This is a genomic window from Saccharopolyspora oryzae (assembly GCF_027853915.1).
In the GTDB taxonomy this organism is placed as follows: domain Bacteria; phylum Actinomycetota; class Actinomycetes; order Mycobacteriales; family Pseudonocardiaceae; genus Saccharopolyspora; species Saccharopolyspora oryzae.
The window spans coordinates 20,264-34,484 of sequence record NZ_JAQGLA010000037.1 but is presented as its reverse complement, the minus strand read 5'-3'; the positions used below and the strand labels follow the sequence as shown (position 1 = coordinate 34,484).

The 14,221-nt window shown below is 71.1% G+C and carries 13 protein-coding genes; 2 read left to right on the top strand and 11 right to left on the bottom strand.

The window, feature by feature from the left end; translation table 11 throughout:
• Positions 1-169: 169 nt before the first annotated feature.
• From OU415_RS21405 to OU415_RS21395, 3 genes are all read right to left on the bottom strand, one after another.
• Entirely contained in the window at positions 170-616 is a 447-nt protein-coding gene (locus OU415_RS21405) for a hypothetical protein (protein ID WP_270950707.1), read from the bottom strand.
• Positions 616-1,782 (bottom strand): glycosyltransferase family 4 protein, encoded by a 1,167-nt coding sequence (locus tag OU415_RS21400; RefSeq protein ID WP_270950706.1) that lies wholly within the window; start codon positions 1,780-1,782, stop codon positions 616-618. The genes OU415_RS21405 and OU415_RS21400 overlap by 1 nt, the downstream gene beginning before the upstream one ends.
• 156 nt (positions 1,783-1,938) lie before the next feature.
• The gene (locus tag OU415_RS21395) at positions 1,939-2,589 is read right to left on the bottom strand and encodes an L-threonylcarbamoyladenylate synthase (protein WP_270950705.1); all 651 of its coding nucleotides are present in this window, start codon (positions 2,587-2,589) and stop codon (positions 1,939-1,941) included.
• A 211-nt stretch (positions 2,590-2,800) separates the two neighbouring features.
• Between OU415_RS21395 and OU415_RS21390 the strand changes: the two genes are divergently transcribed.
• Positions 2,801-3,670: an alpha/beta fold hydrolase gene (locus OU415_RS21390; protein ID WP_270950704.1), complete on the top strand. Its 870-nt coding sequence runs from the start codon at positions 2,801-2,803 to the stop codon at positions 3,668-3,670.
• Between the two features lie 7 nt (positions 3,671-3,677).
• Here the strand turns inward: OU415_RS21390 and prmC are convergent, their stop codons facing one another.
• From prmC to rpmE, 3 genes are all read right to left on the bottom strand, one after another.
• Positions 3,678-4,568, bottom strand: coding sequence for a peptide chain release factor N(5)-glutamine methyltransferase (gene prmC, locus OU415_RS21385; protein WP_270950703.1), 891 nt, complete (start codon positions 4,566-4,568; stop codon positions 3,678-3,680).
• Between the two features lie 9 nt (positions 4,569-4,577).
• Positions 4,578-5,645 (bottom strand): peptide chain release factor 1, encoded by a 1,068-nt coding sequence (gene prfA, locus OU415_RS21380; RefSeq protein ID WP_270950702.1) that lies wholly within the window; start codon positions 5,643-5,645, stop codon positions 4,578-4,580.
• A gap of 96 nt (positions 5,646-5,741) precedes the next feature.
• Complete coding sequence (rpmE, locus tag OU415_RS21375) at positions 5,742-5,954, bottom strand: 50S ribosomal protein L31 (protein WP_145737802.1); 213 nt, start codon at positions 5,952-5,954, stop codon at positions 5,742-5,744.
• 268 nt (positions 5,955-6,222) lie between these two features.
• Between rpmE and OU415_RS21370 the strand changes: the two genes are divergently transcribed.
• Positions 6,223-6,624 carry a hypothetical protein gene (locus OU415_RS21370; RefSeq protein WP_270950701.1) on the top strand — a complete coding sequence of 134 codons (402 nt, stop codon included), beginning with the start codon at positions 6,223-6,225 and terminating at the stop codon, positions 6,622-6,624.
• A gap of 266 nt (positions 6,625-6,890) precedes the next feature.
• Here OU415_RS21370 and rho read toward each other — a convergent pair whose 3' ends face one another.
• From rho to lysA, 5 genes are all read right to left on the bottom strand, one after another.
• On the bottom strand, positions 6,891-8,774 hold the full coding sequence (rho, locus tag OU415_RS21365) for a transcription termination factor Rho (protein WP_270950700.1): 1,884 nt from the start codon (positions 8,772-8,774) through the stop codon (positions 6,891-6,893).
• 733 nt (positions 8,775-9,507) lie between these two features.
• Positions 9,508-10,422, bottom strand: a complete 915-nt coding sequence (thrB, locus tag OU415_RS21360) for a homoserine kinase (protein WP_270950699.1) — start codon at positions 10,420-10,422, stop codon at positions 9,508-9,510.
• Positions 10,419-11,501 carry a threonine synthase gene (gene thrC / locus OU415_RS21355; protein WP_270950698.1) on the bottom strand — a complete coding sequence of 361 codons (1,083 nt, stop codon included), beginning with the start codon at positions 11,499-11,501 and terminating at the stop codon, positions 10,419-10,421. Before thrC ends, thrB begins: the two co-directional genes overlap by 4 nt.
• Positions 11,498-12,802 (bottom strand): homoserine dehydrogenase, encoded by a 1,305-nt coding sequence (locus tag OU415_RS21350; RefSeq protein ID WP_270950697.1) that lies wholly within the window; start codon positions 12,800-12,802, stop codon positions 11,498-11,500. Before OU415_RS21350 ends, thrC begins: the two co-directional genes overlap by 4 nt.
• Entirely contained in the window at positions 12,803-14,221 is a 1,419-nt protein-coding gene (lysA, locus tag OU415_RS21345; protein ID WP_270950696.1) for a diaminopimelate decarboxylase, read from the bottom strand.

Genomic DNA, 14,221 nt, shown 5'->3' with positions numbered 1-14,221 from the left:
CTGATACGCGATCGGGCACGAGGAGGGGCCCTCCCCGCCGCCTGCGACCGCGTGAACTCCGAAGAGTCGAGGCCCGGCGCTGCGCGGGGAAGGAATCTGGTGCGAGACGATACCAGCGGGTAGGTAGGCAACCGACATGTGGTCCGAAAATGCCCAGCCCGCGGGACCGTCAGGACCCTGGCACGATCGTGGGAATCTTGGTGCGCTTGAACGCGACCACCTCGGCCCCCGCCCACACCATCACGGTGGCCAGCATGGTGAACGCCAGCGACTCCCGGTGCAGCGCTTCGACACCGCCGAGCAACGTCATCACCACCAGCAGCACCAGCATCTTCCCGACGTAGCCGCCGAGCGCGGCGACCATCACGAAGTGCGGGTTCATGCCGCCGGTGAAGCGCATCAACCAGATCGTCAGCAGCGACGAGCCGAACGCCACGACACCGCCGACCAGCGCTCCGAGCAGCCCGGGGGTACCGACCAGAGCGGTCGCCACGACCGCCGCGACCACCACCGTCGCGACGCCCGGCCACACCGCGGTGCGCAGCATGGCCGATGCGAGCCTGCGCACCGTCTCGGCGTGCGGGTTCACGGTCGGCTCATCGGTGGTTTCGCTCATCAGGACTCTCGTTCAGCTCGGGCTCGCATACGCGGAATCACCGAGATGATAGCCGCCAGCAGCACCCCGAGGCCTACGACCCACGCCACAACCACGGCGTTGAACAGCGTCAACGACACCGCGCCGAACGAGATGACCGCCGCCCACAGGTAGATGAGCAGCACCGCGCGGCGCTGCGAATGCCCGATTTCCAGCAGCCGGTGGTGCAGGTGCATCTTGTCGGCGTGGAACGGGCTCTTGCCCGCCTTCGTGCGCCGCACCACCGCCATGATCAGGTCCAGCAGCGGGACGAACAGCACCGCCGCGACCACCAGCAGCGGGGACAGCAGCGCGATGGTGTCGCTCGGGTCGACGTCGTTGGTGAGCATCCGCCCGGACGCCGAGGTGCTGGCGGTGGCCAGCATCAACCCGATCAGCATGGAGCCGGAGTCGCCCATGAACAGCTTCGCGGGCTGGAAGTTGTACGGCAGGAAGCCCAGGCAGGCGCCTGCGATGGCGGCCGCGATCAGCGCCGGCGGGTAGGCGTTGACGTCGCCGTTCTGCCGGTCCAGCACGCCCAGGCAGAACACGAACGTCGCGGTCGCCGAGATCAGGCCGATCCCGGAGGCCAGCCCGTCGAGCCCGTCGACGAAGTTCATCGCGTTGATCATCGCGACGGTGAGCAGCACGGTCAGCAGCTGGCCCTGGTTGCTGCTGAGCACCATCAGCTGGCCGACCGAGTCCTCGGAACCGCCCCAGGGCACCCACAGCACGAACCACTGCACCCCGGCGATGACCAGGATCCCGGCGGAGGTGACCTGCCCGGCCAGCTTGGTCAGCGAGTCCAGCTCGAAGCGGTCGTCCAGCGCGCCGACCAGCACGATCAGCCCACCGGCCGCGACCGCGGCCCAGGCGTCGTTGGAGTAGGTGAAGCCGCGGGAGAGCGCGGGCAGGTTCGAGGCCAGGAAGATCGCCGCCAGCACCCCGCCGTACATCGCGACGCCGCCCATCCGCGGCATCGGTTCGACGTGCACGTCGCGCTGCCGCGGGTAGGCCACGGCGCCGACCCGGAACGCCAGCAGGCGCACCAATCCGGTCAGCAGGAACGTGGTCGCCGCCGCGGTGAGCAGGACCAGCAGGTACTCACGGGCGGGAAGCCCGGCTGGAGCCCAGGATTCGCTGTCCATGCCGGTGGCTCACGCACCCGGTCGCGGGTGGTCGACGTCCAGCCCCCAGAACGGATTCTTCAAGCCCAGCGCTCCTCGTCGCATTCCACGTTGCGGATCCGGAGTATTACGCTATCGGCCTTCGCCGAGGCCTCGACCACCGGTCCTCGCCGAGCGTCAGCTCTCCGCGGTCAGGTCCGTCCCGAGCACGTCGGACAGGTCCGCCAGGCTCACCGCGCCCTCGCGCAGCACGCGCGGCGCGCCCTGGGTGAGGTCGACGATGGTGGAGGGCACCGGTTCCCCCGACGGCCCGCCGTCGAGGTAGACCTGCACGGAGTCGCCGAGCTGCTCGCGCGCCTCGGTGGCGTTGGAGGCCGGCGGCCGACCGGTGCGGTTCGCGCTGGACACCGCCATCGGGCCGACCTCGCGCAGCAGGTCCAGGGCCACCGGGTGCAGCGGCATCCGCAGGTTCACCGTGCCGCGGGTCTCGCCGAGGTCCCAGTTCAGCGACGGTGCCTGCGGCAGCACCAGCGACAGCCCGCCCGGCCAGAACGCCTCGATCAGCGCCCGCGCCTGCTGCGGGACCGACATCACCAGTCCGTCCACAGTGGACCAGGAGCCGACCAGCACCGGGACCGGCATGTCCGGGCCGCGGCCCTTCGCGGCCAGCAGCGCGCGGACCGCGTTGGCGTCGAAGGCGTCCGCGCCGATGCCGTAAACCGTGTCGGTGGGCAGCACGACGAGCCCACCGGCGCGAACGATGTTGGCCGCGGCGGCCAGACCCTGCTCGCGGCTGTCCGGAGTAGTGCAGTCATAGACGGTGCTCACACCCCGATCCTGGCACGCCCGGTCGTGCCGCTTGCAAGCGCTGCCCGTTCGAGTGGTGCAGGAGATCACCGTCCGGGACGATGCGCAGCGAGTAACGCCGCGACCCCGGACCGAGATCCGTTCAGTGTGCTCGCGAACACGGCAACGCCCGCGGCGTTCGCGCGTCTTCCTGAGCGGGCACCGTGAAGATCGAACGCGAGGAGAGCAGAAGATGACCGCCCCACCCCAGGGTGTCGAGGTCGACCACATCGAGTTCCCGGCCGGCCGGATCCGGTTCTTCCGGGCCGGGACCAGCGGACCGGCGATCGTCCTGCTGCACGGCGGCGGGCCGGACAACGCGCTGATCAGCTGGCGCCACGCCATCGGGGTGCTCGCGGCCGACCACCGGGTCTTCGTACCCGATCTGCCTGGTCAGGGCGGCAGCATGCCGTGGCGCGGGAGCGCCAACCAGCGCACCTTCGAGGAGGTGCTGCGCTGGCTGCTGGACGCCTGGCAGGTGCCGCAGGCGACGCTGGTGGGCCTGTCGATGGGCGGCAGCATCGCGGCCGGGTTCGCGCTGCGCCACCCGCAGCGGGTGCGCGGACTGGTGCTTGTGGACAGCACCGGGATGCAGCACCGGATGCACCGGCACCTGCTCGCCCACCTCGCGCTGCGGTCCAAGTTCGCCGGGCCGTTCGCCGCGAAGTTGTTGCGGCTCAACCGGTCCCTGGTCCGCTACGCGCTGACCAAGCTGTTCTTCACCGGTGGCCAACCGGTGTCCGACCTGGAGTCCATTGTCGACGAGGTCAGCGCCGAGGCCGCCGCGCGCGGTTCGGTGTTCGCCGACTGGCACCACGACGCGGTCGGCCGCAAGTCGATGAACATCAACCACCTGCCCCACCTCGGGCAGCTGCAGTGCCCGGTGATGGTGATCCACGGCGAGCGCGACGCCATCGTGCCGGTCCAGGCCGCCCGCGACGCGGCGGGCGCGATCCCCGGTTCGATGCTGCGGGTGCTGCCGGAAGCGGGCCACTGGCCGAACCGCGAGCGGCCGACCGAGTTCAACGCCCTGCTCCGCGAGTTCGTCAACACCCACCGCTAGCCGAGCATCACTCCGGGAGGGTGCTGTTCTCCGGGAGGGTGCGGCGGGCGGTGGCGAAGCGAGGACGACCGGCGAGGTCGGCGTGCTCCTGGACGTCGGTGAGGACGCGGCGGGCGCGCAGCAGGGCGGGCACGGAGCCGCCGTGGGTGTCGTCGTGCTCGATCGCCACCCCGCCGCCCGGGCGGAGCAGGCGGGCCGCGCAGCTGACCACGTGGCGCACCACGTCCAGCCCGTCGCGCCCGCCGAACACCGCGGCGTGCGGGTCGTGGTCGCGGACCTCTGGCGGCACCGGGGTGCCCTCTGGGACGTACGGCGGGTTGCACAGGACCAGGTCGACCAGGCCCTCCAGCTCCATGAACAGCAGCGGGTCGGTGACGTCCCCGGCGTAGAGCTGGATCGGGGTGTCACCGGCCTCCGCCTGCTGGTCGGCGTTGCGGCGGGCCCAGGACAGCGCGGCCGGGTCCTTCTCCACCGCGTGCACGGCGGCGTCCGGGCGGGCGTTGGCCATCGCCAGCGCCAACGCACCGGAACCCGTGCACAGGTCCACCACGACCGGCTTGTCGATGCCTTCGAGGATGCTCGCGCCCCACTCCAGCAGCAGCTCGGTCTCCGGGCGGGGCACGAACACGCCCGGCCCCACGGACAAGGTCACAGCGCCGAGCGAGGCGTTGCCGGTCAGGTGCTGCAGCGGAACGCGGGCCGCCCGACGGCGCACGAGGTCGTGCAGCGCCTGGACCACCGGCGGATCCACCAGCGGCACCATCATCAGCTTGGTCCGCTCGACGCCGAGCAGATGCGCGGCAAGCAGCTCGGCGTCGGTGCGCGGACTCGCCACACCCGAAGCGGCGAGCATTCGCTCCGCCTCGAGGATGGCCAGGCGCAAGGGCTGTCGGGTCACGTCGCCAGCTTAGAGCGCCAGGCGTTCCTGCCGGTCGGCGGCGAGCAGCGCACCGATCACGGCGTCCAGGTCCCCGTCGAGCACGTGGTCCAGGTTGTAGGCCTTGTAGTTGACCCGGTGGTCGGAGATCCGGTTCTCCGGGAAGTTGTAGGTGCGGACCCGCTCGGAGCGGTCCACCGTGCGCACCTGGCTGCGCCGCGCCTCGGACGCCTCCCGCTCGGCCTCCTCCTCGGCGAGCGCCTGCAGGCGGGCCTTGAGCACCAGGATGGCGCGCTGCTTGTTCTGCAGCTGCGACTTCTCGTTCTGGCAGGACACCACGATGCCGGTCGGGAGGTGGGTGACGCGCACCGCGGAGTCGGTGGTGTTCACGCTCTGCCCGCCCGGCCCGGAGGACCGGTAGACGTCGATGCGCAGGTCCTTCTCGTCGAGCTCGACCTCGACCTCCTCCGGCTCGGGGTAGACCAGCACCCCGGCCGCCGAGGTGTGCACCCGGCCCTGCGACTCGGTGACCGGCACCCGCTGCACGCGGTGCACGCCGCCTTCGAACTTCAGCTGCGACCACACCCCGTCGGGGCTGGTGTCGCCGGCCTTGGCCTTGATGGCGACCGTGGCGTCCTTGTAGCCGCCCAGGTCGGATTCGGTGGCGTCGAGCACCTCGGCCCGCCAGCCGCGGCGCTCGGCGAAGCGCAGGTACATGCGCAGCAGGTCACCGGCGAACAGCGCGGACTCCTCGCCGCCCTCCCCGGACTTGACCTCCAGCAGCACGTCGGAGCCGTCGTGCGGGTCGCGCGGCAGCAGCAGTTCGGTGAGCTTGGCCTCCAGCGCGGGCAGCGACTCGGCCAGCCGGTCGGCCTCCTCGGCGAACCCGGCGTCCTCGGCGGCGAACTCCCGGGCCGCCTCCAGGTCGGATCGCGCCTGGTCCAGCTCGCGGGAGGTGCGCACGATCGGGGTCAGCTCCGCGTACCGGCGGCCGAGCTTGCGGGCCCGCGCCTGGTCGGCGTGCACGCCGGGATCGGCCAGCTGCTGCTCCAGCTCTTGGTACTCGGCGAGCAGCGATTCGAGCTTCGACGTCTCCACTGGCGGACCTTCTTCACTGGCTGGCGGACGGCAACGGCACTGAACAAGAGACGGCGCCCGCCCCACGAGTTCGCGGGGCGGGCGCCGTCGTCACAGCTACTTCTTGCGCTTGCCGTAGCGGGCCTCGAAGCGCGCCACGCGACCGCCGGTGTCCAGGATCTTCTGCTTGCCCGTGTAGAACGGGTGGCAGTTGGAGCAGACCTCAACGGTGATCTGGCCGCTCTTGCGGGTGCTGTGGGTGGTGAAGCTGTTGCCGCAGCCGCAGTTGACCTGCGTCTCCACGTACTCGGGGTGAATGCCACTCTTCAACGGCTCGTCCTCTCTCGTTGGCCGCCGGGTCCACGCGGCCGCTGCCGCGCGGTGAACCGGAGCCGGAATCAGCCTTGCATTCTGCCAGACCGCAGCACATGACCTGCACCGCAGGGGCGGTCCGCCCCCTGCAACGCAGACCCCCCGTCGGGTATTCCGAGCTCTTGTCGACCGGTCCGCAACCGCCCAACGCACCAAACGCACCGCCCGGCGCGCCACCCTTCGCGAAGGGTGCCGACGGCTGGGCGCGCCGTTCATCCTTCTACGCGTGCTGCTGTGTTCGGTGTTGGGGAGGCTCGCGGTCCGGTCGTGGGTGCTGCTCCCCCTGCTCTTCCTCGGCAGCGCCGCCTGGGTGGCCGCGCTGCTGCAGCTGGCCCTGCAGCCGCACTCACCGATGACCCAGGACCTGGACCTGTCCGCGCCGCTGCTGTTCGGCTTCGCCGCCGCCCTGACCGCTCTCAGCTCCGGCCACGTGCGCTGGAGCACCCGCTGGCAGCGCAACGTCCTGCGGTTCGCCTACCCGCTGCTGCTGGTGGCGTGCGCGCTGGCCGTCGACGGGCTGGAGGTGCCGCTCGTGGCCGCGCTCGTCGCGGGCCCGGTGTCGGCCGCGCTGCTGATCATCACGCTGGTCCGCGCCTACCAGGACCACGCCGAGTGCTCGCACGCGTGAAGCACGCTGCGAAGCGCCTCTTCTTTGTCTTGAAGCGGCGTAGCCGCTTAGCCCACCCTCGACGCTTGCACCGCCGCGGGTTCTCAGACGTCGTCTGGCGAGGACAGCCCGTTTGCCGTGTATTGGTCATACATAAAAACGGGATCCCACAGCCAGGCGGCGTCTGAGGTTCCGCCACCCGCACCGCCACGCAAGCTGAGTCTGGAATTCCTAAGACAGCAGGGCCCGCACCGGTGTGGTGCGGGCCCTGATCGAGCTAGCGACGATCAGTCGTCGTCCTTGCCCGGGGTGGTCTTGGCGACCTGCATCAGGAACTCGATGTTGGTGCGCGACTTGCGCAGCCGGTCCTGCAGGAGTTCCAGCGCCTGCTGCGCGTCGAGCGCGGCGAGCACTCGGCGCAGCTTGTGGGTGACCGCCAGCTCGTCGGGCGAGAGCAGGATCTCGTCCTTCCGGGTGCTGGAGGAGTCCACGTCGACCGCCGGGAACAGGCGCTTGTCGGCCAGCTTGCGGTCCAGCTTGAGCTCGGCGTTGCCGGTGCCCTTGAACTCCTCGAAGATCACGGTGTCCATCGTGGAACCGGTCTCCACCAGCGCGGTGGCGAAGATGGTCAGCGAGCCGCCGTTCTCGATGTTGCGGGCCGCACCCAGGAAGCGCTTCGGCGGGTACAGCGCGGTCGAGTCGACACCACCGGACAGGATGCGCCCGGACGCCGGGGCGGCCAGGTTGTAGGCGCGGCCCAGTCGGGTGATCGAGTCCAGCAGGACGACCACGTCGTGGCCCATCTCGACGAGCCGCTTGGCCCGCTCGATGGACAGCTCGGCGACCGTGGTGTGGTCCGACGGCGGGCGGTCGAAGGTCGAGGCGATGACCTCGCCCTTCACCGAGCGCTGCATGTCGGTGACCTCTTCCGGACGCTCGTCGGCGAGGACGACCATCAGGTGGCACTCGGGGTTGTTGGTGGTGATCGCGTTGGCGATCGCCTGCAGCACCATCGTCTTGCCTGCCTTCGGCGGGGAGACGATCAGCGCGCGCTGCCCCTTGCCCACCGGCATCACCAGGTCGATGATCCGGCCGGTCAGGTTCTGCGGCTCGGTCTCGAGGCGCAGCCGCTCGTTCGGGTAGAGCGGGGTCAGCTTGTGGAACTCGGCGCGGTTCTTCGCCGCCTCCGGCTCCAGGCCGTTGATCGAGTCCACCCGCACCAGCGGGTTGAACTTCTGGCGCTGCTGCTCGCCGTCGCGCGGCTGCCGGATGACGCCCTTGATCGCGTCACCGCGGCGAAGCCCGTACTTGCGGACCAGCGACAGCGACACGTAGACGTCGTTCGGGCCTGCCAGGTAGCCGGAGGTGCGCACGAACGCGTAGTTCTCCAGCACGTCCAGGATGCCCGCGACGGGCAGCAGGACGTCGTCCTCGCGGACCTCGGGCTCGCCGCCCTCGCCGCGGCCGCGGTTGCGGCGGCGGTCCCGGAACCGGCGGCCACGACCCCGACGACCACCCTCGTCATCGTCGTCGTCCTGCTGCCGGTTGTCGCGGTCCCGGTCCTGCCGGTTGCCGCGCTCCTGCCGGTTGTCCTGCCGGTCCTGGCGGTTGTTGTCGCGCTCCTGGCGGTTGTCCTGCTTGCGCTCGCCGCGCTGCTCGTCGGCACCGCCCGACTCGGCGCCGGTGCGGCTGGACGAACGACGCCGGCGGTTGCCGCCGCGACGGTTGTCCTCGCCCTCGCCGCCGGTCTCGGCAGCCTGCTGCCGCCGGGAGCGGGTGCGGGCCGGAGCAGCACCGTTGGTGGTGCTCTGCTCGGCGGGGGCCTCGCGGGTCTCGCGAGCCGCGGGCGCGCTCTCGGCCTCGTCGAGGGCCGGCTGGTGCGCCTTGGCCGCGGGGGCCTCTTCAGCGCTGCGGGCCGACGACTTCTTGGTGGAGCGGGTGCGCGGAGCGGTCGTGCCGCCCTGCTTCTCCTTGATGGCGGCGATCAGGTCGCCCTTGCGCAGACCGCCGGTCTCGATCCCCAGTTCCCCCGCGAGTTGGCGCAGTTCGGCGAGAACCATGCCGGAAAGCCCACCCCGTCGACGCGGGGTGCCGTTGGCCTCGGAATCCTGCTGGCCAGCGGGAGAGGCGCCGTTGGCCGCCTCGCTGCTCAACAGTTCGGTGTTGCTCACGAATGTCCTTCCTGACCGGACCGCGCCTCCTACGCGACCCAGCGGATTGCCCGCCCGCTCTGGAGTGCGGGCGGCCGGTGTGTGCTACCAGCTCTGACGCCGATCGGCTTCCCTCCGCGCGTTGCGCGACCGGATTCGGCATTGGCTCGGGAACCAGCAGCACCGGGCAGTGGGAGGCACCCGGCTCGCGTGGTCCATGTGCGACGCATCCACTCCGATCCACACGTGCCGATGCACGCCCTGCCGCCACATTCAGGAATCCCCGACTCAGATTGACGCCCCGGATGCTTGTTCGAGGGCCTTTCCTGGAACTTGAGGCCCCCACCCCGACCACGGCAACGACGTGCACCGCCGATCGCCCGAAGCGAAACTCAATTGAGTTGACAACTCCTGCCTCGGTCACCGCGATTAGCCGAACCCGCCTAAGTTGATCTTCACCCGTGACGGGCGGAGTTCAATTCACGGCGGGAGATGCGCTCCGGAAAACGATGTCCCGGATGCGGCACCGGCACGCTTGGTGCGGTGACTGATTGACCTTGAGGGTAGACGCCCCGCAGTTCGGGTGCAACAACCCCCTTGGGCGTGTGGCCCGCCCTTGCAGATCTCGCCGTCGGCGGCCTCCCAGCGAATCCGCTGCTCACCACCTGCGACACCTCCTTTGTACCACTTCGGGTGGAGGTGCCTGCGGCGGGGCGGTGAACTGGGCGTTCGCACCCGGTTCACCACCCCGGGGTCAGGACTGCTCGACGATCCGCACGCCCTCGTCGTCGACCGGAAGGCGCAGCACCTGGAAGCCGTTCGGCGCAATGTCGGCGGGGAGCTCCCCACCGGCGGGCAGGGCTAGTACGGTCGGCCCCGCACCGGAAACCGCGGCCGCCACACCGGCCTCGCGCAGGCGGCGGACCAGCGCGACGGTTTCCGGCCACGCCGCTTCGCGGTAGTCCTGGTGCAACCGGTCGTCGGTGGCGTCCAGCAGCAGCTCGGGCGCGCTGGTCACCGCGTGCACCGCCAACGCCGCACGACCGGCCGCGAACGCGGCGTCGGCGTGCGGAACCCGTTCCGGCAGCAGGCCTCGGGTGGCGTCGGTGGCGGACTCCACCTGGGGGACGAAGGCGACCGGCGACACGTCCGCGTGCGGTCGCATCCGGACCGCCCGGAAGCGGCCGTTTTCCTGCCAGGCCACCACGAATCCACCCAGCAGGCTCGCCGCCGCGTTGTCCGCGTGCCCCTCGCGCGCCGCCGCGAGGTGCAGTGCGCGCTCGGTGTTCTCCTTGTCCCGCAAGTCGATTCCGGCGAGGCCGAAGGCGGCGGCGACCCCGGCGACGATGGCCGCCGCGGAGGAGCCCAGGCCGCGAGCGTGCGGAATGCTGTTCTCGCAGTGCAAACGCAGCGCCGGAGCGGCAAAACCCAGTTCCGCCAAGGTTTCGCGGATCACCCGCGCGACCAGGTGACGCCCGTCGGTGGGAACCGAACCGGCGCCCTGGCCCTCGACCTGCACGCTCGCCGAACCCTCGGGCCCGTCGACGACCTGGGCGGAAACGGTGTCGTACAAGGACAACGCCATGCCCAGGGCGTCGAATCCGGATCCGAGGTTCGCGGTGGAACCGGGAACTTTCACCCGGACGGCCGAAACCGGCAAGGTGCTCATGCGAGTTCCAGCGCGGTGGCGACCGCGCCCGGGTCCACCGGCAGCGGCTCGACCTCGACCATGCCGGACAGCGCGGTGTCCGGGTCCTTCAGGCCGTGCCCGGTGACCGTGCAGACCACGACCGAGTCGGCGGGCAGGCGCCCGTCGGCGGCGGTGGCCAGCAGCCCGGCGACGCTGGACGCCGACGCCGGCTCGACGAACACGCCCTCGCGGGAGGCCAGCAGCCGGTAGGCGGTCAGGATCTCCTCGTCGGTCACCGCGGCGAACAGACCACCGGACTCGTCCCTCGCGTCGACCGCGCCGCGCCAGGAGGCGGGGCTGCCGATGCGGATCGCGGTCGCGATGGTCTCCGGGTTCCCGACCGGCTGGCCGTGCACCAGCGGCGCGGCACCGGCGGCCTGGAATCCGAACATCCGCGGCGCGGCGTCGATGACGCCGTCACCCGCGTACTCGGTGTAGCCCTTCCAGTAGGCGGTGATGTTGCCCGCGTTGCCGACCGGCAGGCAGTGCACGTCGGGCGCGCGGCCGAGCACGTCGCAGATTTCGAACGCCGCGGTCTTCTGCCCCTCGATGCGCACCGGGTTGACCGAGTTGACCAGGCTCACCGGGTGCTCGGCCGCGGTCTTGCGGGCCAGCTCCAGGCAGTCGTCGAAGTTGCCCTGGACCTGGAGGATCTTCGCGCCGTGCACCACCGCCTGGGCGAGCTTGCCCAGCGCGATCTTGCCCTGCGGCACCAGCACCGCCGAGGTCAGCCCGGCGCGCGCCGCGTAGGCGGCGGCCGAGGCGGAGGTGTTGCCGGTGGAGGCGCAGATGACGGCCTTGCTGCCCTCGGCCAGCGCGTGCGTGATGGCCACGGTCATGCCGCGGTCCTTGAACGAGCCGGTCGGGTTGGCGCCCTCGACCTTGAGGTAGACGGTGCTGCCGGTCAGCTCGGAGAGGTGGGGGGCGGGCACCAGCGGGGTGTTGCCCTCCTGCAGGGTCACGATGCGAGCCCCGTCCGGGACCTGCACGCGGTCCCGGTAGGCCTCGATCAGGCCGGGCCACCCGGCCCGCACCGGAGTGCCCTGGATGTTCGTCACGACGGTTCACCTTCCACGCGCATCACGCTGACCACCTCGCGCACCACCGGTAGCTGCGCGATCTTGTCCACTGTGGACCTGAGTGCCGCGTCGGCAGCGGTGTGGGTGACCACCACGAGGCTGGCCTCCTCGCCCCTGCCCTGCTGACGCACCACCGAAATGCTCACATCGTGCTCGTTGAACATGGACGCGACCTGCGAGAGCACGCCCGGCTTGTCGGCCACGTCGAGGCTGATGTGGTAGCGGGTCGGGGTCTGCCCCATGTCGCGCACCGGCAGCTGCGCGTGCGCCGACTCCCGGGGCCCCTTGCCCGCCACGACCAGGTTGCGGGCGACCGCGACGAGGTCGCCCAGCACGGCGCTGGCGGTGGGCGCACCACCGGCGCCCTGGCCGTAGAACATCAGCTGCCCGGCCGCTTCGGCCTCCACGAACACCGCGTTGAAGGCGTCGCCGACCCCGGCCAGCGGGTGGCTGCGCGGGATCATCGCCGGGTGCACGCGGGCCGACACCGACTCGCTGCCGTCCTCGTCGACGACCCGCTCGCAGATCGCCAGCAGCTTCACCGTGCGGTCCAGGGTGCGCGCCGCGGCGAGGTCGCCGGGCGTGACCGCCGAGATGCCCTCGCGGTGCACGTCGCTGGCGGTGACCCTGGTGTGGAACGCCAGCGAGGCCAGGATCGCGGCCTTCGCGGCGGCGTCGAACCCGTCCACGTCCGCGGTCGGGTCCGCCTCGGCGTACCCCAGGCGACCGGCCTCGTCCAGCGTCTCGGCGTAGCCGGCGCCGGTGGAGTCCATCGCCGACAGGATGAAGTTCGTCGTGCCGTTGACGATGCCCATGACCCGGTTGATCCGGTCACCGGCCAGCGACTCGCGCAGCGGCCGCAGCAGCGGGATGGCCCCGGCGACCGCCGCCTCGAAGTAGATGTCGGCGCCGGAGGCGTCCGCGGCCGCGTACAGCTCCGAGCCGTGCTCGGCCAGCAGCGCCTTGTTCGCGGTCACCACCGACTTGCCGGACCGCAGCGCGGTCAGCAGCAGGGAGCGGGCCGGCTCGATGCCGCCGATCAGCTCCACCACGACGTCGACGTCGCCCTCCACCAGCGCCTGGGCATCGGTGGTGAGCAGGTGTTCGGGCACCTCGGGGTGCTTGTGCGGGCGGCGCACCGCGACCCCGGTGACCAGCATCGGAGCCCCCGTCCGAGCGGCGAACTCGTCGGGTTGGTCGCTCAGCAGGCGCAGCACCTCGGTACCGACCGTGCCGCACCCCAACAGCGCGACCCGGATCGGTTCACGGTCCTGGTTCACTCACACCTCCAGCCGGAGCAGGTCGTCCTCGGTCTCCCTGCGCAGCAGCAACCGCGCCTGACCATCGCGCACCGCCACCACGGGCGGCTTGGGCAGGCGGTTGTAGTTGCTGGCCATCACGTAGCAGTAGGCGCCGGTGGCGGCCACTGCGAGCAGGTCTCCTGGAGCAATGTCCTCCGGGAGCCAGCAGTCGCGCACCACTACGTCACCGGATTCACAGTGCTTGCCCACGATGCGGGACAGCACGGCCGGTGCTTCGGCGCTGCGCGACACCAGCCGGCAGTCGTAGACCGCGTCGTAGAGCGAGGTCCGGATGTTGTCGCTCATGCCGCCGTCGACGCTGACGTACTTGCGCTGCACCTCGGCGCCGAGCGCGACGTCCTTGATGGTGCCGACCTCGTAGACCGTGATCATGCCGGGGCCGACGATGGCGCGGCCGGGCTCCACGGCGATCTTGGGCACCGGGATGCCGGCGTTGTCGGCCTCCTTCCCCACGATCTCGCGCAGCCTGGTGGCCAGCTGGTCCGGCGGCAGCGGGTCGTCGTCGCCGGTGTAGGCGATGCCCAGCCCGCCACCGAGGTCCACAGTGGACGCGCTGGCCAGCGCTTCGTCGCCGTGCTCGGCGCGCAGGTCGGCCAGCAGCCGCACCACCCGGTGCGCGGCCAGCTCGAAGCCGTCCACGTCGAAGATCTGCGAGCCGATGTGGCTGTGCAGCCCGGCCAGCACCAGCGAACCGGACTTCAGCACCCGGTGCACCGCCTCCGCGGCCTGGCCGCCGGCCAGCGAGAACCCGAACTTCTGGTCCTCGTGCGCGGTCGCGATGAACTCGTGGGTGTGGGCCTCCACGCCGACGGTGACGCGCACCAGCACGTGCTGCTGGACGCCGCGCTCGGCGGCGATGTGCGCCAGCCGGGCGATCTCGTGGAACGAGTCCAGCACCACCGATCCGACACCGGCCTCCACCGCGGTGGTCAGCTCGGCGACGGACTTGTTGTTGCCGTGGAACGTGATCCGCTCGGCCGGGAACCCGGCGCGCAGCGCCACGGCGAGCTCGCCGCCGCTGCACACGTCCAGGCTCAGGCCCTCCTCGGCCACCCAGCGCGCGACCTCGGTGCACAGGAACGCCTTCGAAGCGTAGTGCACCGCGGTCGGGTCGCCGAAGGCCTCGGCGTAGTCGCGGCAGCGGGACCGGAAGTCGTCCTCGTCCAGCACGAACAGCGGGGTACCGAAGCGCTCCGCCAGTTCTCGGACGTCGATGCCGGCGACCCGGAGGGCACCGTCGGTGCCGCGCTCGCTGTTGCGGGGCCAGACCTGCGGGTGCAGGTGGTCGACGTCTTCCGCGGTGGCCGGAACCGGTCCCGCGGTGTTGCCGGGCAGCACGACATCGGCGTGCCGGGGCCCGGCGGGATGGGCGCGCAT

Coding starts and splice junctions, on each gene's coding strand:
- OU415_RS21405 (WP_270950707.1), bottom strand. CDS start 616: ATGAGCGAAACCACCGATGAGCCGACCGTGAACCCGCACGCCGAGACG.
- OU415_RS21400 (WP_270950706.1), bottom strand. CDS start 1,782: ATGGACAGCGAATCCTGGGCTCCAGCCGGGCTTCCCGCCCGTGAGTAC.
- OU415_RS21390 (WP_270950704.1), top strand. CDS start 2,801: ATGACCGCCCCACCCCAGGGTGTCGAGGTCGACCACATCGAGTTCCCG.
- thrB (WP_270950699.1), bottom strand. CDS start 10,422: ATGAGCACCTTGCCGGTTTCGGCCGTCCGGGTGAAAGTTCCCGGTTCC.
- lysA (WP_270950696.1), bottom strand. CDS start 14,221: ATGCGCGCCCATCCCGCCGGGCCCCGGCACGCCGATGTCGTGCTGCCC.